An 18,985-nucleotide genomic window follows, 5' to 3' on the forward strand; every position below is an offset into this window, starting at 1 on the left:
CAATATTTAACTCACTAATATTAAACACTTGCTAACAGCATTTGTTCATAAAGAATTGAACACTGTCACCAATAAAAAAAGCGCCGAAGCGCTTTTTTATCCGAGAATTAAATACTCACATTTTAAAATTCATATTGTATGAATCTTAATGGTCGTGCGCTTCACCTGAGCCTTTCGGGAATCGAATTGACTCAACCATAGCAACCACGTCAGCAGGTACCGCTGCAGTGACTTTGCTAACAGCAAATGCAACACCAAAGTTAATCATCATACCTAGCATACCAATACCTTCAGGCGAAATACCTAGGAACCAGTTTTCACTGCTATTGGCACTTGGGTTAACAAACTTAAAGTACACGATATAGCTTGCAGTAAATAGTAAACCTAAAACCATCCCTGAAATCGCACCTTCTTTGTTAACGGTTCTTGAAAAGATCCCCATAACAATGGCAGGAAACAATGACGAGGCAGCTAGACCAAATGCAATCGCAACAACCGCGGCCACAAAGCCTGGTGGGTTAATACCAAAGTAACCCGCCATGACAATACCTAGCGCCGCGGCAATTCGCGCAAATAAAAGCTCTTTCTTATCTGAGATATCTGGCATGAAGTTTTTCTTCAATAAATCATGGGATACCGAGGTAGAAATAACTAATAATAAACCCGCAGATGTAGACAGTGCCGCCGCAAGACCACCAGCAGCGACCAATGCTATGACCCATGCTGGCAGAGATGCAATTTCAGGCGTTGCTAATACCATGATATCGCGGTCAATTTTCATTTCATTGGTATCGCCTTTAGCATAATAGATATTGCCATCAGCATTTTTATCATCCCAAGTAATTAAGCCAGTTTTTTCCCAGTTTTTAATCCATTCAGGCGCTGTTTCATAAGCAACACCGGTTTTTTCTGGGCCATTAATGGTTTCAATCATATTTACACGAGAGAAAGCTGCCAATGCTGGAATTGTGGTATACATAATAGCAATAAATACTAATGCCCAACCTGCTGATACACGCGCATCTTTTACTCTAGGCACTGTAAAGAAACGCACGATGACATGGGGTAAACCAGCGGTACCAAACATCAAGGCACCAGTAATAAAGAACACATCAATCATGCTCTTTGAGCCTTCAGTATATTGAGAGAAGCCAAGTTCTGCCGACAAGCCATCAAGCTTATCTAACAGGTAAACTCCTGTTCCATTACCTGCTGCATCAACAAGTTCTGCACCAAAGCCAATTTGCGGTAACACATGACCTGTCATCATTACCGAGATGAAAATGGCTGGTACCATAAAGGCAAAAATAAGCACACAATACTGCGCAACCTGAGTGTAAGTAATCCCTTTCATACCGCCTAAAACAGCATAAAAGAACACCACTGCCATACCGATATAAACCCCAGTTTCAACTTCGACTTCTAAGAAACGGGAGAATACCACCCCAACACCACGCATTTGACCGGCGATGTAGGTGAAACAGATGAAAATCGCACACACGACTGCAACAGTTCGCGCAGCTTGTGAGTAATAGCGATCACCAATAAAGTCTGGCACAGTAAATTTACCGAACTTACGTAAGTATGGAGCCATGCAAAGCGCTAGCAGAACATAACCACCGGTCCAGCCCATTAAATAGACAGAACCATCATAACCAGTAAATGAAACAATACCGGCAAGTGATATAAATGATGCCGCGGACATCCAATCCGCCGCTGTTGCCATACCGTTCATAACTGGCGGCACGCCGCCACCAGCGACATAAAACTCTTTAGTTGAGCCAGCACGAGACCATATTGCGATACCGATGTACAGGGCAAACGTCAAGCCCACGATAATATAAGTTAAAGTTTGAACATCCATGATTTATTCCTCAGTCTTCGTGTACGTTATATTTTTTATCTAAAGCATTCGCTTTCGCTACATACACAAAAATCAGTGCAACAAACACATACATGGCACCTTGTTGTGCAAACCAGAATCCCAATTTAAAGCCCATGAAGTGGACTTCATTAAGAACATCGACCAGTAAAATACCGCAGCCAAATGATACTGCAGCCCAAATTGCCAGCAACCCCAATACTAAGCGTAAATTCTCACGCCAGTACCCACTTGCTGTATCTTGATTTTCGAAACTCATAGTGACTCCCCAGTGCTAATTATTTTTTAAGTCGATAGTTAATCTAACAACTCAAAATGTGACCACAATCACGACCTTAGTCTAAGATTTGGTTTGGCCAGTTATAGAAAAAACAAAATAGTTACTTATTAACAACAGCTTAACCTATGAAATGCTGAAGTTATGTCTACATCACCAATTAAGCTAATGTAGACCAAGGTCGAACTGAATTTAGTGATTGACTAAGATAAGCAGCAGGAAAGTATTGCCTCAAATGGGTATTGAGCTCACAAGCAGAATTCAGATTTTTCACATTACGGGGGCCACAATATCGTTTCCACTTGAGTTAAATGCTTGACGAGTATAAAATTTTTACATAACAGTTCGATCACATGGTATTCGATTGCAGTTTCCTATAATAAATAAAAAAAACCTCCTGATTGCACTCTGTTTTGGCCTATTAGGAATGGTAATTAATTGCTACCCCATTCCAATATTCGCCAATGTCCAATTAGTGCTAGGTAATACTTTTACCGTTATTTCAGCTGTGCTTTTAGGCCCTTGGTATGGTTTAGTCACCGCCATACTCAGCGCAAGTGGATTAATGCTCACTTGGGGTAGCCCCCATGTATATTTACTATTTTGTACCGAAGCAATATTCATTGGCATTGCTCGCAGAAAAGGCCTGTTTCCCTTATATAGCAGTGGTATTTATTGGTTAGCTCTTGGTATGCCATTAACCTATATATACATGGTGACACTTGCTGATTTTCCAGATAGCCACATGTTATTCGCCATTATCAAGCAAAGCATCAACGGTTTAATTTACGCTGGCTTGGCGTCACTGTTCATCTTGTTTATTCCTAATACGTGGCAGTTAAATGACACAAAAACCAACCAAAAACGTCGTAGTTTTAACGCTCAAGTCACCTACTTTATGACGTTAATGATCACCCTTTGCTTGTTATTATCAGCACTGACTTTTAATTATTTGTTTCTTGAAAAACAACAAGAGTTACTGAAGCGAAATTTAACTGACACCACCGAACATATTAGTACGGCAACCGAGCAATACCTTAATGAACATAAAATGGTCATTGATTATGCAGCAGATTTAATCAGCTTAACGACGTCATCCTACAGTGAATTACAACAAGTTTTAATCAAACTGCATCAGCATTATCCTAGTTTTATTACTATGCTGCTGGCAGACACTGATGCTCAAGTGATTGCCGCAAGCCCCAGCAGTATTATGCTCAATAAAACAGGGCAACCTCTGGATTTATCAATTTCAGATAGAGACTACTTTATTGAGTCTTTTTATAATCAGCGCTTGTTTGTTTCGCCTGTGTTTAAAGGCCGCGGCTTTGGTGACGAATCAATTATCGCCATCAGTGCCCCTTTTTATCACAATAATGATCAATCAAAGGTCAGTGGAATTATTGAAGGCTCGCTGGATTTAGCGTTCTTTTCTAAGATAGATAATCAAAATGGAACAGGGGATAAAGAGTTTATTATCATCGTTGATAACAATAACAACATCATTTATTCCACCCCTTCTCTAAACTTAAGCACTCACGTAGAATTTACCTATTCAAATGAAAAAGGAAATTACCGCACCAGTTTAAATGTGATCAATATTCACAACTTAACCGCCACATCACCTGAATACGTGTACATCAGTAATCGACTAAACAATGGTTGGAAGTTGTATGTATTACAGCCACTGTCTCCGTTAGTTAAAACCGCCGAAACACAAATGCTAGGCACCTACTTGATGCTATTCATCTCCATCATTTTGACCTTTTCAATCTCCTCCAGAGTGTGTCGTTTACTCACTAACTCATTAGAAATTGTGGCTAATCAATTCGGACAAATCAGTGGTACTGAATTAAAAGAACAAATTGATAATGAAAGTACATCAGAAGAAGTATATAACCTGTACAAGAGCCTCACCGCCAGTAAACGTGACTTACTTAAGCACCAACTGGAGCTAGAAGAAACTGTCGCGATTCGCACCGATGAGCTTGAAAAAGCCAATCAAAAGTTATTGGCATTAGTGGATAAAGATCCACTAACTGGGCTTTATAATCGCCGTTATGCAGAAGATAGATTTGATAGCTTGCTGGATTTTTGTCTGCGAGGTGAGCATGCCATTACCATTGCTATCCTTGACTTAGATTACTTTAAACAGGTCAATGATAGCTACGGTCATTTGGCTGGGGACGAATGCTTAAGAGTCGTATCTAAACTATTAAAACAGCAATTTAAACGCGATACCGATATCGTTTCTCGCTATGGTGGTGAAGAGTTTATTTTGATATTGCCTTTATCTAATGCCCTTAAAATTGAGCAGCATCTCAATCATTTTAGAGAACAGTTAGCCAAAGTAATAATTAACTCGCCAACGGATGAACAGCACTTTTCAGTCACCACCAGTATTGGCGCGATAACGGCTAACGCCAACTTTTCTAAAGACATTGATCACTGGATAAAAGTTGCAGATGACAACCTATACAAAGCAAAAGAGCAAGGGCGAAATAAAGTCATTATTGATGTGATTAATGATCCAAGTGACCCAGAGTAGCCCACTAACGTTTTATATCAAAACCATAATCGCTAAGCTAGTGACGAGTTTAGCTACCGCGATAATCACGGCTCAATAAACTGCTCCAATCTATCTAACATATACGGATAAAATGGATTCCATTTCTGTCTTAACATCTCTGCTGCGGGGATCCCAAACAATCCCCGCTCACCTTTAAAGATTGCCTGCCCTATCTGAATATGCTGACTTTGAGGCTGATAATGTGGTCCGTATAAGGGGTCATTTTCAGGAAAAGGCAAGGCAACATGCGATAATGAATACACCCCAGCTGGCCATTTCAGTGCTAAGTCTACTGTTGCTCCCTCTTCGCTCTCAACCAAGTTTTGCTCTTGCACGCCATACTCAGATTGCTGGCTATTTTCAATTAAACTTAAACGGTAGTTCATGGGCATGTTGAGCCAAAGTGGCCCCATTTCGTTTAACAAGTTTTTAGTGATCAATTGATGATTATTACGGTTACGATTGATATCAAATATCACTAAGCTATGCTTATCTGAGGGTAAATATTGATACAAATGCTCGACCACCGCGTTAGTAGAAACGGTATCATCTGCAATTGACTGGAAGGTTAAAATAGGAGGAATATTGGCTAATTGCTGCTGATCAAATTGTTTTATTAAATATTGATTTCTTTCAGCCAGTTGATAAACAACGTCACCGGCATTCACTGCAAATGAGATATATTTGAAAGGGTCGTATTCAACCTCAATGGTATTCCAAAACAGTTTTTCTTGATTAATTAAACGCCCTAACCTCGCTTGCCACTTTGCGCCTGCTGCAATGGGCGCTAACCCTATAGCTGGCGAAAGAAACATCATTGCTTGATAATCTGTAGGGTTATTAACAGCAATTGCTTCTAGTTGAAGGTTTAATGCCAGTGCTGCACCGGTAGAAAAGCCCACGACATATAACGGTTTACCGGCCAATTTTTGCTTCATGTGCTGAGTCGCTAATGCTACTGCGCTGGCTAAATCTGGCCAAGTGATATCTGCTAAGCCAGCAGGAATAGTGCCGTGCCCTGGTAAACGTAGCCCTAAAACATCGGCTGAAGCGCTAAAATGTCGCGCTAGGTTTGAAATCGCATAAGGGGAGTCTGACATACCATGGAGAAATAAAATGCCATAATTGGCATCGGGGTTTGACCACTCAAAAGAGCGATTCCAGTTTACATCCCAATGATTTGGATCTGATAAGCTATTGGCTTCGTAACGATTAATAGGTGAAGCCAGCTTAGGAGTATATTGTTGGTATATTTTGCGGTCTAACTCATTAAATAGCTTGTCTTCAAGAGCAAGATACTGGGAAAAGTCTGTTAAGCCAGACTGTTGATGATACTCACTTTTCAAGCGTGTTGTATGCCAAATCTCTAATTCAGAGCGAGCCGTTAAAAACCACACCACGGCGGCGATAAAAAGCAGTAAACTGGCAATAAAACCATAAATAGCAAAAAATAACAGATGTTTAGTCGAACCGATTACTATTGCTTTCATTCGCCAGTCCTATGAAATTAATTTTTGTCCGTATAGTTTTAATGATAGTCTAAAAAGAGTCTGAATTTACAAATAATAATATGCCATCAGGCCGAAAATATTGAGTAGCAAACCCACAATGAAATCAACTCAGCCAAGCATTCATACAAAGCCTGCTGTTATCACAAATAACGCGACTAAGCCAAACGCCGAGCTTAGCTCAAAAGCTATTTTATTAGGCTCTGAAAAAGCTGAAATCACATTCTATTTGCCAACGCCACCTAAAGTCTCCAAAGCATGGCATTGGCAAAATACAAATGCTATCGAGCAAATCATTAACGATAATGGCAATCATTGGCGAAAAATATTTACTATCATGGCCAAGATTGCTGTTACTGATAAAGCGCCAGATACATGGCGAGATTGCCGCAACCAATTATTTAATCCGCAAGCTACTGATGATTTAAAGCGGGTAGATTTTAGTCAATGTAACATTATCATTAATGCTACTAAGCTTAGTGTGAATAGCCATATTCATATCATTTGTGGCCAAGCTGCATTCGCTAATATAAGCGATCAATCGTTTATATCTGCGTTAACCGCCATAGATGAAAGCCAAAAAATAATGGCGCATGAGCAGATACTCATCACGCCATATTTAGATTACCGCCAGTTTCCCAATGTGTTAATTGAGCAGCTAAGGCGCTATTTAAGCTCACTTAAACAATCCTTGCTCTAAGCTAGTGGGAAGTTAAATTAGTCATAAATCGTCGGGATAGGTTGACGCTTATGTTGGGTGCGCTGGTAAATCGCAATAAGTTTATCTTCAACAAAGCTATCAACCTCTTTGCCTTCTAAGAAATCATCGATTTGATCATAGCTTAGCCCTAATGCCACCTCATCTTCTAATTGCGGTTTATCGTCTTCTAAATCTGCCGTTGGCGCTTTGGTCACTAATATATCTGGCGCTCCAAGGTAACTGGCTAATTGGCGAACTTGACGCTTATTAAGACCAAACAAGGGTGCTAAGTCACAGGCGCCGTCACCAAATTTAGTATAAAAACCGGTAATATTTTCTGCACTATGATCGGTGCCAATGACTAAGCCGCCAGTTAGGCCTGCAATATGATATTGAGCAATCATTCGCATACGGGCTTTGACGTTACCTTTAATGAAATCAACATTATTAGCGACTTGAATACCGGCATCCTCAAGTCCTGAAACCGTTGCGTTATGCACACCAATAACCCCATCAGCAATATTCACTGTTACCTGCTTTGAGGGTTGAATAAATTGACATGCAAGCTGAGCTTCATCTTCATCTTTTTGTACTTGATATGGTAAACGCACCGCAATGAATTGGTAAGCCTGCTGTGGATTGTCAGCATTTAAGCTGTCTACCGCTAACTGGCATAATCTGCCGGTTACAGATGAGTCAACGCCACCACTAATCCCTAATACCAAACAATGGCTGTGAGCCTCGACCAATTTGGTTTTAAGAAATGCTACGCGGCGCTCGACTTCATAAGCAGGTTCAATCGCCTTAAGTACTTTCATTTCTCTTAAGATTTGTCCCTTCACAATGCTCTCCAATGTATTTTTAAAACCAGAATTACTTAAAATGAGGTATGTTTCTGCATATTCAACATCCTACTGAATTTTTCAGCGTCTACCAAGTACTTGTTTATCTTGATGCAAACAAAAAGGGCAATCACCACTTGGTGATTGCCCTTGATTTAGTCACTGATTATATAAACGGAAAACCTGTCTGGTTATCTTTCCCAGTATGACTCTTCTAAACTATCTTCACGCTCAGGTAAACCACGAGATAATCTTGGGCTATGCTGGGCTAATACTTCATAAGCGACGCGGTTAGCATATTTACACACTTGCGAGAAAGATGAATAACACAGGCCATCACGCTGATGCTTACTTGAACCCGGTACATTGGTTTTATGGAAAGTATTAGCTGCTAAGTCATGCAGTAATGCTGATAACGCTCCATCTCCGGCACCGTTTGTATTGCGGATATAATCTGGTCCACCCATATAAGGCGAGATATGAGCATACACTTTAATCGGTGTAGTACAGTCTGATTTACGTTTAGGACGCGAGAATTCGTAACGGTTAAATTCAGGAATTGCGCCCGGTAATAATAAATGGGCTGTGGCTCTTTTTTCAGAGTCTTCAGTATAGCCTGCTGTATATAAACCTAACGGTCCTGCAGTACACAACACCATATCACACCACTCTAAGGCCGCTTCGCTGGCTAATAGCGGATCGCTGAACCCCGTTAAGGCCTCGCCTTCGTCTTCATTCATCGCCAAAATTGTTACATTATCGCAAATGAAATCTTGCCACCATTTAGGGTCTTCTTGAATTAAGAAGCGGGTACCTAAGGTCAATACCACTGGCACATCGGCTTCTTTAGCATATTCAATCGCTTTCATTGCCGCTTCAGTGATTAAATCACCTTCGCTGGCACGCATTAAATACGCAGTTAAAACTAGCGCTGAACTACCTTGAACCACGTCTTTATTAATATATTCTGGGGTTAGCTTATCCATTGCACCTTTGCTAATCGCAAAGGTACGTTCACCTTCAGCAGAGATCAAAGTAAAACAACGACCGATAGGGCCATCTACTGGCTGCAGGTAGTTTAAGTCCACTTTAGAGGAGGTATTACAAAGGTAGCGATAGGCATAACTACCGACCATGATATTCTGGCTCATAACGCCAAATAATACCGAACGGTCATCAGCTAAAATTGAGTAGTTATGAACGGTATTACCAATGGTGCCACCAGCAAATTCATCGCTGATCATCTCATTGTTTTTTAGTTCATTATAAAGTTCGTGAGCTTGCTGATCATCAATAAGAGTTGAGTTGCCTTTTGGAAGCCCGTAACGGCCCAGTAGCTCATCTTCGACTTTTGCTTCAATATCCACAAGAGTTTGGTCAATACCGCAAATATAGGTAGATACAGACTGCTCTTGCTGGGTTAACTGAGCCAATAATGGGTCTCGGTTGTTTACTGGGAAATAGTGCTTAGATTTGCGTTGACCAGGGAACTTCATCTTAAACTCTCTTGAGTAGGCATCCATGCAATAAGGATTATGGGTTATTCACAGCTTTTGAAAACAGTAACGCTTTAATAGAAACGTTCTTATTACCAAACGCTAATTTTAACACAAATACAATCAACACCAAGATAGATGTCAATCATTCTCAGTTTTTGTGACGATGATTTTATTTATGACATAAAAAAACCTGCAATGCAGGTTTTTTTTATAATTCAACAGTATAAAAATACTACTTTGTAGGTATTAACCTAACAACTGCTTTACTTGCGCGCTAACAGCGGCAACAGTTTGAGTACCATCATACTTAGTGTATTGAGTGTTACCAGCAGCTGCGACTTTACCATAGTATTCTACTAGCGGCTTAGTTTGCTCATGATAAATACCAAGACGCTTACGTACAGTTGATTCTTCATCATCTGGACGGATAGATAAGTCTTCACCAGTGACGTCATCTTTACCTTCAACTTTAGGTTGGTTGAAGATAATGTGATAAACACGGCCAGAGCCTGAGTGAACACGACGACCACTCATACGCTTAACGATTTCTTCGTCAGGCACATCAATTTCTATCACGTGATCGATTTCAATTCCATTAGCAACCATAGCGTCTGCTTGAGGAATAGTACGAGGGAAACCATCAAGTAAGAAACCCTTTGCACAATCATCTTGGGCAATACGTTCTTTAACTAAACCAATAATTAGGTCATCTGATACTAACTGGCCCGCATCCATCACTGATTTAGCTTCTAATCCTAACGGAGTGCCAGCTTTAATTGCTGCACGCAGCATATCACCAGTTGAGATTTGTGGGATACCGTACTGCTCCATAATGAACTGAGCTTGTGTACCTTTACCGGCACCAGGGGCACCCAATAGTATAATGCGCATCTCAAAAGTCCTCTATATTGCTTTCATATTTTTAGGCGGCGATTTTCGCACATTTAGACGGTCTTTAGAAGGTAAAACCTCAAGATTTAGACCAATATCTAATACGAAAATTTTCCGTGTTTAATACAGTAAACTGTATAAACGGCGGCGATACTGACTGGCTATGGCGTTGCCTTGCCCTAGTGCTGTCAATATTTCCATAAACACTTGTTTAACTTTTCCATCCGCAGCGGATAAATCTTTCTCTAAAATGGCAAATAAACACTCAAGTGCCTCTTCGCCACGATTAGCTTGATTCAATGCTTTGGCCAAATCGATAGTCAGTTCAATATTACCAGGCTGCTGTTGTAATGATTGTTGTAACTGACGAATTTCAGGGGTATCTGCAGCGTCTTCTGCTAGGGCTAACTTGGCTTTTAAGTTCTGATAGTAACTGTCTTGATCTGCAAGCCCTATCGTATCTAATAAGGTCTTAGCTTCAGCCAGTATGCCCAATTGTAAATAAACATCGATAAGCACTAAGGCCACTTCTGCTTGTTGCTGAGATTCAGCAAAGGCACTTTTCAGTAATGCTAAGGCTTGTTCAAGTTTTTCGTCGCTTGGCTTTTCAATGCCTGCTTCAACCAAAATCGCTTTTGCAGCATTAAAATCTGTTACCCATAACGCAGGAAGATGCTTATCAAGTAATTCATTCACTTGCGCTGCACTTTGCACCCCAGCGAAACCATCAACCGGCTGACCTTTACTCAGCACTAGGTGGGTAGGTAAGCTCTGAATTTGGAAGTAATTAGCAATTTCTAACTCAGCTTCACAATTCACTTTCGCAAGGATAAAGCGCCCAGCTTGCTCATTGGCAATCTGTTCCATCACTTGTAGCATTTGTACACTTTGCGGTTGCTGTTGTGCCCAAAAAGACATCACCACAAAGTTATCCATCGAAGCATCAACAATTTGCTGAATATTTTCTTTAGTTAAATTAATAATATGTTCCATATTGATTCCTTTTAACTATTTCGTGATAGCTAACAAAAAGCGGGCCTAAGCCCGCTTTATTGCAATACTAATGACTATTTTAAGCTCGCCACTAGCATTTGGTTGGTTAACTTAATGAATGCCGATGGATCCGCTAAGCTGCCCTTTTCTGAAAGCTGAGCTTGTTGTAATAACAAATCTGCCCAGTTAGCAAATGCTAGCTCATCTTGCTCGTCATTTAGACGCTCAACCAGCGGATGCTGTGGGTTAATTTCAAATGTCGGCTTAGACTCAGGTACAGGCTGACCTGCTGATTGCATAAGCTTAATCATTTGCGATGACATTTCACCTTCACCGGCAACCACACATGCAGGGGTATCCGTTAAGCGAGAAGTCACTTTAACATCTGATACTTTACCTTCTAGCGCTGTTTTAATACGTGATACTAATGATTCAGCTTCGCCAGCTAACTTTTCTTGAGCTTCTTTTTCAGCAGCATCTTCAAGTTCACCTAGCTCTAAATCACCGCGAGTAACTGAATGAAGCTTCTTGTCTTTAAATTCAGTTAAGTGGTTAATTAGCCATTCATCGATGCGCTCTGACATTAATAGAACTTCAATGTCTTTCTTGCGCAGTAGCTCTAAATGCGGGCTGTTAGCTGCCGCTTCATAGCTATCAGCCACGATATAGTAAATCTTATCTTGGCCTTCTTTCATGCGACTGATGTAATCATCTAATGACACATCTGTCACTGGTGAATTGTTATGGGTTGAAGCAAAACGCAGTAAACCAGAAATACGCTCACGGTTAGCGAAATCTTCAGCTGGGCCTTCTTTTAATACTTGACCAAATTCAGCCCAGAAAGCTTGATACTTTTCAGCATCGTTTTTAGCCATTTTTTCTAGCATGCCAAGAACGCGCTTAGTCACACCAGTGCGCAATGCTTTAGTTACGCTGTTATCTTGTAAGATTTCACGCGATACGTTGAGTGGCAAATCATTTGAATCGATTAAGCCTTTAACAAAACGTAAATAAGTTGGCATAAACTGTTCAGCATCATCTAGTACAAATACACGTTGAACGAATAGTTTTAGACCATGCTTAACGTCGCGGTTAAACATATCCCAAGGGGCTTTGGTTGGGATATACAATAAGCTGGTATATTCTTGCTTACCTTCAACACGGTTGTGAGACCACGTTGCTGCATCAGCATAGTCGTGAGAAATATGCTTGTAGAACTCTTGATATTCTTCATCTGATATATCTGATTTGCTACGAGTCCAAAGCGCAGTGGCTTTGTTCATTGGCTTCCACTCGCCTTCAGTAGCAGGGATTTTCTCGCCATCTTCGCCATCTGTTTCTGGTAGGCCAGCTTCAAACATTTCTACTGGTACTGAGATATGATCAGAGTACTTAGTAATGATTGAGCGCAAACGAGTATCATCAGCGAATTCTTTTTCTTCATCACGTAAATGAAGGGTAATTTCAGTACCGCGGCTATTTTTAGTGATGGTATCAACGGTAAAGTCACCTTCACCTGCTGACTCCCACAGAACCGCTTGATCAACTGCTGCACCTGCTGCACGGGTACGTACAGTGACTTTATCAGCAACGATAAAGGCAGAATAAAAACCTACACCAAATTGACCGATAAGCTGCGAATCTTTTGACTCTTCACCTGATAAGTTTTTAAAGAAGTCTGCAGTACCTGATTTTGCAATCGTACCTAAATGTTCAATCACACCATCACGTGTCATACCGATACCGTTATCTTCAATAGTAACAGTGCCTTTTTCTTGATCGGTACTAATACGAACACGCAGTTCAGTATCGCTTTCATATAATGCGTTATCAGTTAATGCTAAGTAACGTAGCTTATCTGCCGCATCCGCAGCATTTGAGACTAGTTCACGTAAGAAAATTTCTTTATTTGAATATAAAGAATGGATCATCAGATGTAGAAGCTGTTTTACTTCGGTTTGAAAGCCATGCGTTTCTTGTTGAGACATGAAAATTTCCCTTGTTTACGTTAATACATCAACCATGTTGTATCCAACACGGTATAAAAATCTTTGTTACCTAGGAAATGGGGCGCGATAAATAGAATTCAAGGGGAAATTATTTTATTGCTGAAAAAAAACCATGAACTGGCGAAATAACTGGCGATTAGCAATCGATTTGAGCTAATAACGGCTAATATTGGAAACAAAAAGCCCAGCTTACTCACTCATAAGCTGGGCTTTAAAATAAGACACAAATTCACAACTATAGTTCGTAACTATCATTTATAACTACAGTTCGTAACTATCATTTATAACTACAGTTCGCAACTATCATTTATAACTGCAGTTCGTAACTATCATTTATAACTACAGTTCGCAACTATCATTTATAACTACAGTTAGCAACTACAGCGGAATACGACCATTGAATGACAACGCTAACGTGGTGCTATCAACATACTCAAGCTCACCACCAACAGGGACTCCGTGGGCGATTCGGCTGATCACTACATTATGTCTACGGGCCATATCAGCAATAAAATGCGCCGTGGCATCACCTTCTACTGTGGGGTTGGTTGCTAAAATCAACTCTGTGACATCATCTGATGCAAGGTGTTGCTCTAATAACGCTAAGCCAAGCTCTTCAGGGCCCACACCATCAAGGGGTGATAAATGCCCAAGTAACACAAAATAGCGGCCGCTAAAATGGCCACCCGCTTCAATGGCTAACACATCAGCTGGGGTTTCAACCACACAAATTACTTCTGAATTACCCCGTTTAGGGCTACTACAGATCGGACATAGCTGCTCTTCTGTAAAGGTACGGCAGGCTTGGCAATGCCCCACTTCACTCATTGAACGTTCTAACGCACTGGCTAATTTATGGCCCTGTTTGCGGTTACGCTCTAATAATTGAAACGCCATGCGTTGGGCTGATTTTGGTCCGACACCCGGTAAGCAGCGCAAAGATTCGATAAGCTCATCAACCAGTGGACTAAATTTCATAAATACTTCATTGCCTTATTTTATTAATTAAGCGTGCTGATTTAAGTTAATAAACCATTCAATCAGCATCAATGTGCGTATGGTACTGTAATTATGATTGCGACAAAAGAATGATGTTATTGCTAATGCTACTCACAACACAGAACTCGTCAGTTCGGTTAGCGTTTCTTTGTCAGTATTAACTGTTGCCAAGGCTAGCTAGCTTGCTAACTATTAGTGCTAGGACTTAGTATCACTTTCGGGGTGATAACTGAATACCTGATCTAGCGGCAGTTCAAACACTTCAGCAATTTTAAAAGCCACTTCAAGAGTGGGTGAATACTTATTAGACTCAATGGCCATCACGGTTTGCCTAGTGACACCTATTAATTCAGCAAGCTGCTTTTGTGTCATTTCACCATTTAAAAAACGCAAGGTGCGGATAGCGTTAGAAATCGCCGGTTTACTCATAAATATCACCTGTACGCCCCTTGTATAGCTGCACCACATAAAATGCCAGCTCAGCACACAAAAAAGACACCACTAAAATATGCAGCGGCGCATGAGCAAAGCCCAATTGTGATAGACCAAGGTCATTGGCTTCAACACTGTATTGCACTATGGCCAGTATCACGCCTACATTCAAAATAATCGCTGAATACTTATAGCCAATGAGATTAATTTGTTTTTCGCGTACATCCATAGGTTGTGACAGTTCATCGTCTGTGATTAATGCCAGAGCAATGTAGCTCACCACCATTAGCACTACTGAATAAATTATAATTTCTAAAAAGATACCTGAAATCCACTGTATTGAAGCTAATTCTTCAGGGCTAGCATGAAATAAGCTGCTACCATAAAAATAGAAAATATAGCCCGTTACCAGTAAATCAACGGATAAAGTGACTTCTCGAAAGCTCGTTTCTTGCAGCCATTGCAGTAATTTATTTGCATTACTCATGTTAATTAAACCTCACTTGGTGTTAACTATTTTTGACACGCTTTTAGTTTAGGCTAACAATCAACCATGTCAAATATTTTTAACCTTGGGTTAACAAATTAATGCTTTTATCGCTTAGCTGTCTGCGGGGTGATTTATACCATCGTTAAGCACAACATCATCAATATCAAAAGGATTAACACCTTCTAAGCAGCCAATGTTATAGCCATATTCTGTAGGATTAGAGCGACGTTGATGGTGGGTATAAATACCGCAATGGCGACAAAAGTAGTGCTTAGCAGTGTGGGTATTAAATTGATATAACTTGAGAGCATCCGCGCCTTTTACGATTTGAATGCCAGCTAATTCTACCGAGCCCACAATGGCGCCTTTTCTGCGACAAATTGAGCAATCACAGCGTCTTGGCTTTTCAATGCCATTGGGTAATGAAAGTGATAATACAACCGCGCCGCAATGACAACTGGCTCGATGTTTCGACTTAATAACGGTTTCACCGACCTTGGTTAGCATAATATATCCTTATAAGACTCTGACATGGCGGTACAATTTAGCAGAAAATTTAATCTGAACGAAACGCGATCAAAAAAGCCCAAGATAAACTTGGGCTTTTGAATCTTAAAACCTTTAAGATTTAGAATGGCATTTTCATTCCTGGAGGTAATTGCATACCGCCAGTGACTTCAGCCATCTTAGTCTTTTGGTTTTCTTCGATGCGACGTGCTGCGTCATTGAATGCTGCAGCAATAAGATCTTCCAACATTTCTTTGTCGTCTTCCATCAAACTAGGGTCGATGTCAACTTTACGAATGTTGTGTGAACCCGTCATGGTCACTTTAACTAAACCTGCACCCGCTTCACCGGTCATTTCAGTGCGTGCGATTTCTTCCTGCATTTTAGCCATTTTGTCTTGCATCATTTGGGCTTGTTTCATTAAGTTGCCCATACCGCCTTTTCCAAACATAGTCTTTTCTCTTAATTAGGTTATTAGCAAGCAGCCAAAGTGGGGCTAATCTTACTGAAAAAAAATAAATTGGCAATAAATCCGCGGCTATTGCTATCAAAGTTTTGACGCCTATAACGCTTTAGCTGTTTTATTGAACAGTCAATGCTGGAATTTGTTGCCCTATCGCCTGTAGCTTTTCAACCGGATACACTAAAGTATCTGGATTTAGCTGAGCCGCTAAACGAGTAAACATCCATTGTACTTTGTCATCGTTAATTAAAGCGTAATTTGCATTAGCTAATAACTCTCGATGAAATCTTTTACGCAATTCAAGTGGGGTTTCATGTTGTGGATCAAGCCCAACCTGAATTTGCACCTTTGTGTCTTCGCCCAAAAGCTCCGATAAGGCAATTTGTAATTGCTCAATCGCCACTTCGGCGGATAAATGTTTTTGATCCGGTTTAAGTAATAACGGGATCGGATTGTCCAGTCGTTGGCATACCGAGTTAACGGCGAGCTGTCTTACCCTGCCGCCTATGCTTAACTGCGACATAATTTTGTACCAGTGCAAATCTAGGCTATCACCTGAGATTTCATGGTGACCGTTTAATGCCACTTCAGTCGATACGTGAGCGACTGCTGTCTCAGCCACTGGGGCATTATTCTCAGCTGACGCTATGGCAGTGTGTGCATGCTGACGACTTCCCGGCTCCTCATTAACAGCGCTTGTTGGCACTTCAACGGCGGCGATAGTAGTTTGTGCATTGTCAACTGCCATGTTAGTTGCTGCACTATGGCTCACCTCAGGCTCTGTTGTTGCTATTGCAGTTAAAACTGAAGCTGCAGGTAATTCAGTGGGCTTTTCCCATGGCGGTCTATCTGCTGCATCATTTGCTGCACTTGTGTTTACTTGCGTGGTTACATCAATAGTAGCATCAACTGTGGCGGTATTTTCAATCGACTGCATTTTCGCTTTGGGTGCAGGAATTTTAATACTTGGATTGGCTACCGCCTGTTGCTTTTTTGCTTGTTCACCTTCTTCGGCTAGCGAATTTAATTCCGCCTTTAATGAATCATTGGTAGCGAGCACAGCATCAAGTAAAGCATCCATGTCGCTTAAGTCAGCTTCTGTAGTATCAACGGTTGTTTGCTCAAGCTTAGCTTGCGCGGCACTAGTTTGCTGAACATTAGCTTGCGGAGTACTTGCTTCTGCCTGCTGATATTGATTGTGATCGTCGTTATCAAATTCAGCATAAGATTCGTCACTTGCCTGAGCAAACTGCTCGTAGGCATCAATGGGCATCTCATTTGACGATGTTGTTGATGTGACAGGCTGAGTTTCAATTGCTGGCGTTTCTACTCTAGGTGTTTCTACTGCAGCGGCTTTAACTGCTGGCGCTGCAATAACGCCTGAGTCAACTGCTTGCGTTTCAGTCGCTGCTTGCTGATTGAAACCTAAACTGTCAGCTTGACTAAGGATAATAGCTTGCTCTGCGGCTATCTCGGGAGCAGCATTTAGATTATCGTCCTCAGCTGCGATACTTGCAGTTTGTGGCAGCGTTATTGCCGCAGACACAGAACTGCTATCAACTGCAGTATTGCTTACTTGGGCTGGCTTAGTAGCCGTTATTGCTTCATTGTCTGCAACTGAAGCGCCTGCATTATTTGTAGCAGTGTCAGCCTTCGAGCTAACCGGCGCCGATTTAACCGTTTCTGGGGTCACGGGGTCTGGCGTCAATGAAATCGTTACTGGCTCATCGGTGTGCCAACGTTTAACGGGCTTTTCAGGTACAAATGCCACGGCTCTAAGTAACGCCATTTCAAGACCTGATTTAGGATCAGGAGCAAAGCCTAATTCTTTGCGACCCGTTAACAATAACTGATAGTAAAGCTGCACTTGCTCAAGGGTTAATTGCTGAGCAAAGGCTAAAATTTGTTCGCTGTATAACGACTGCTGCGCCGCGGCTGGCGCAAACTGCGTTAAGGTAATTTGGTGGAGTAATTCCAATAAACTGCGCAGCACCTCATCGGCATCTGCGCCAAAACTCAGCACTTGCTGAATAGTTTGCATTAAGTTAGCAATATCGGCATCACATAAGGCTTTTAGCAGCACTAAGACTTGCTGGGCATCAATACTGCCAAGCATGGTTTGCACCTGTTGGTGCATCACTTGGCCGCTACCAAAGGCAATCGCTTGATCGGTTAAGCTCAGGGCATCACGCATACTGCCGTTAGCCGCTTTTGCCAATAGTGTTAATGCTTGGGGCTCAAAGGTTAATTGCTCTTGAGTTAAGATAAAATCTAGCTGCTTAGTAATTTCATCTTGAGACAGACTTTTTAAATTAAATTGTAAACAGCGAGACAACACAGTCACCGGCAATTTTTGCGGATCTGTGGTGGCCAGTAGAAATTTCACATGCTCAGGCGGCTCTTCAAGGGTTTTCAGTAAGGCATTAAAACTACTTCGAGACAGCATATGTACTTCATCGATTAAGTAGACTTTGTAACGGCCTCTTGAAGGCTTATATTGCACGTTATCAAGTAGCTCACGGGTATCATCGACCTTAGTTCTTGAGGCCGCATCCACTTCAATAAGATCAACAAACCTGCCTTGGGCAATTTCAACACAACTTGAACACACGCCACAAGGTGTCGAAGTGACCCCTTGCTCACAGTTAAGCCCCTTAGCAAATAGGCGCGCTAAACTGGTTTTACCCACACCTCGAGTGCCAGTAAATAAATACGCATGATGTAATCGTTGCTGTGTGAGTGCATTTGTAAGTGCCAGTAGAACATGTGACTGCCCTACCATTTCTTCAAATTTGGCAGGGCGCCATTTACGGGCTAACACCTGATAAGACATGGAATTCCCCAAGCTTTAATGAAACGGGATGATCTAAATAATACCAATGGTAATTAATTGTACCCGAAAATAAAAATAACAATAGCATGCT

At 41.2% G+C, this 18,985-nt stretch carries 16 protein-coding genes; 2 read left to right on the forward strand and 14 right to left on the reverse strand.

Features of this window, described 5'->3' with window-relative positions:
* Positions 1–145 precede the first annotated feature (145 nt).
* The gene (locus tag Q4546_RS06200) at positions 146–1,864 is read right to left on the reverse strand and encodes a sodium:solute symporter family protein (protein ID WP_102435770.1); all 1,719 of its coding nucleotides are present in this window, start codon (positions 1,862–1,864) and stop codon (positions 146–148) included.
* A gap of 10 nt (positions 1,865–1,874) precedes the next feature.
* Complete coding sequence (locus Q4546_RS06205; protein WP_076542242.1) at positions 1,875–2,141, reverse strand: DUF4212 domain-containing protein; 267 nt, start codon at positions 2,139–2,141, stop codon at positions 1,875–1,877.
* Between the two features lie 445 nt (positions 2,142–2,586).
* On the opposite strand from Q4546_RS06205, the gene Q4546_RS06210 reads away from it, so the two are divergent.
* Positions 2,587–4,707: a diguanylate cyclase gene (locus Q4546_RS06210; RefSeq protein WP_303445922.1), complete on the forward strand. Its 2,121-nt coding sequence runs from the start codon at positions 2,587–2,589 to the stop codon at positions 4,705–4,707.
* Positions 4,708–4,772: 65 nt separating this feature from the next.
* On the opposite strand, the gene Q4546_RS06215 is transcribed toward Q4546_RS06210, so the two are convergent.
* Positions 4,773–6,218, reverse strand: coding sequence for a carboxylesterase (locus Q4546_RS06215; RefSeq protein WP_303411186.1), 1,446 nt, complete (start codon positions 6,216–6,218; stop codon positions 4,773–4,775).
* A gap of 118 nt (positions 6,219–6,336) precedes the next feature.
* Here Q4546_RS06215 and Q4546_RS06220 point away from each other — a divergent pair, with 118 nt between their 5' ends.
* Positions 6,337–6,936 (forward strand): hypothetical protein, encoded by a 600-nt coding sequence (locus tag Q4546_RS06220; RefSeq protein WP_241903441.1) that lies wholly within the window; start codon positions 6,337–6,339, stop codon positions 6,934–6,936.
* A 17-nt stretch (positions 6,937–6,953) separates the two neighbouring features.
* On the opposite strand, the gene nadE is transcribed toward Q4546_RS06220, so the two are convergent.
* The 11 genes from nadE to dnaX form a co-directional block, all read right to left on the reverse strand.
* Positions 6,954–7,778 carry an ammonia-dependent NAD(+) synthetase gene (gene nadE / locus Q4546_RS06225; protein WP_303445923.1) on the reverse strand — a complete coding sequence of 275 codons (825 nt, stop codon included), beginning with the start codon at positions 7,776–7,778 and terminating at the stop codon, positions 6,954–6,956.
* Positions 7,779–7,969: 191 nt separating this feature from the next.
* Positions 7,970–9,274 (reverse strand): inosine/guanosine kinase, encoded by a 1,305-nt coding sequence (locus Q4546_RS06230; protein ID WP_102435778.1) that lies wholly within the window; start codon positions 9,272–9,274, stop codon positions 7,970–7,972.
* Between the two features lie 249 nt (positions 9,275–9,523).
* The gene (adk, locus tag Q4546_RS06235; RefSeq protein ID WP_076542252.1) at positions 9,524–10,168 is read right to left on the reverse strand and encodes an adenylate kinase; all 645 of its coding nucleotides are present in this window, start codon (positions 10,166–10,168) and stop codon (positions 9,524–9,526) included.
* Positions 10,169–10,288: 120 nt separating this feature from the next.
* On the reverse strand, positions 10,289–11,161 hold the full coding sequence (locus Q4546_RS06240) for a tetratricopeptide repeat protein (protein WP_102435780.1): 873 nt from the start codon (positions 11,159–11,161) through the stop codon (positions 10,289–10,291).
* 74 nt (positions 11,162–11,235) lie between these two features.
* Complete coding sequence (gene htpG / locus Q4546_RS06245) at positions 11,236–13,149, reverse strand: molecular chaperone HtpG (protein ID WP_102435782.1); 1,914 nt, start codon at positions 13,147–13,149, stop codon at positions 11,236–11,238.
* Between the two features lie 399 nt (positions 13,150–13,548).
* The gene (recR, locus tag Q4546_RS06250; RefSeq protein WP_076542258.1) at positions 13,549–14,148 is read right to left on the reverse strand and encodes a recombination mediator RecR; all 600 of its coding nucleotides are present in this window, start codon (positions 14,146–14,148) and stop codon (positions 13,549–13,551) included.
* A 219-nt stretch (positions 14,149–14,367) separates the two neighbouring features.
* On the reverse strand, positions 14,368–14,598 hold the full coding sequence (locus Q4546_RS06255; protein ID WP_102436328.1) for a helix-turn-helix transcriptional regulator: 231 nt from the start codon (positions 14,596–14,598) through the stop codon (positions 14,368–14,370).
* Positions 14,591–15,088: a hypothetical protein gene (locus Q4546_RS06260; protein WP_102476095.1), complete on the reverse strand. Its 498-nt coding sequence runs from the start codon at positions 15,086–15,088 to the stop codon at positions 14,591–14,593. The genes Q4546_RS06255 and Q4546_RS06260 overlap by 8 nt, the downstream gene beginning before the upstream one ends.
* A 114-nt stretch (positions 15,089–15,202) precedes the next feature.
* On the reverse strand, positions 15,203–15,598 hold the full coding sequence (locus Q4546_RS06265) for a GFA family protein (protein WP_303445924.1): 396 nt from the start codon (positions 15,596–15,598) through the stop codon (positions 15,203–15,205).
* A gap of 121 nt (positions 15,599–15,719) precedes the next feature.
* Positions 15,720–16,049 carry a YbaB/EbfC family nucleoid-associated protein gene (locus tag Q4546_RS06270; protein ID WP_076542292.1) on the reverse strand — a complete coding sequence of 110 codons (330 nt, stop codon included), beginning with the start codon at positions 16,047–16,049 and terminating at the stop codon, positions 15,720–15,722.
* A gap of 130 nt (positions 16,050–16,179) precedes the next feature.
* Complete coding sequence (gene dnaX, locus Q4546_RS06275) at positions 16,180–18,894, reverse strand: DNA polymerase III subunit gamma/tau (protein WP_102532185.1); 2,715 nt, start codon at positions 18,892–18,894, stop codon at positions 16,180–16,182.
* Between the last annotated feature and the right edge of the window lie 91 nt (positions 18,895–18,985).

Origin of the sequence: Shewanella sp. 4_MG-2023 (assembly GCF_030548015.1) — a bacterium.
In the GTDB taxonomy this organism is placed as follows: Bacteria; Pseudomonadota; Gammaproteobacteria; order Enterobacterales; family Shewanellaceae; genus Shewanella.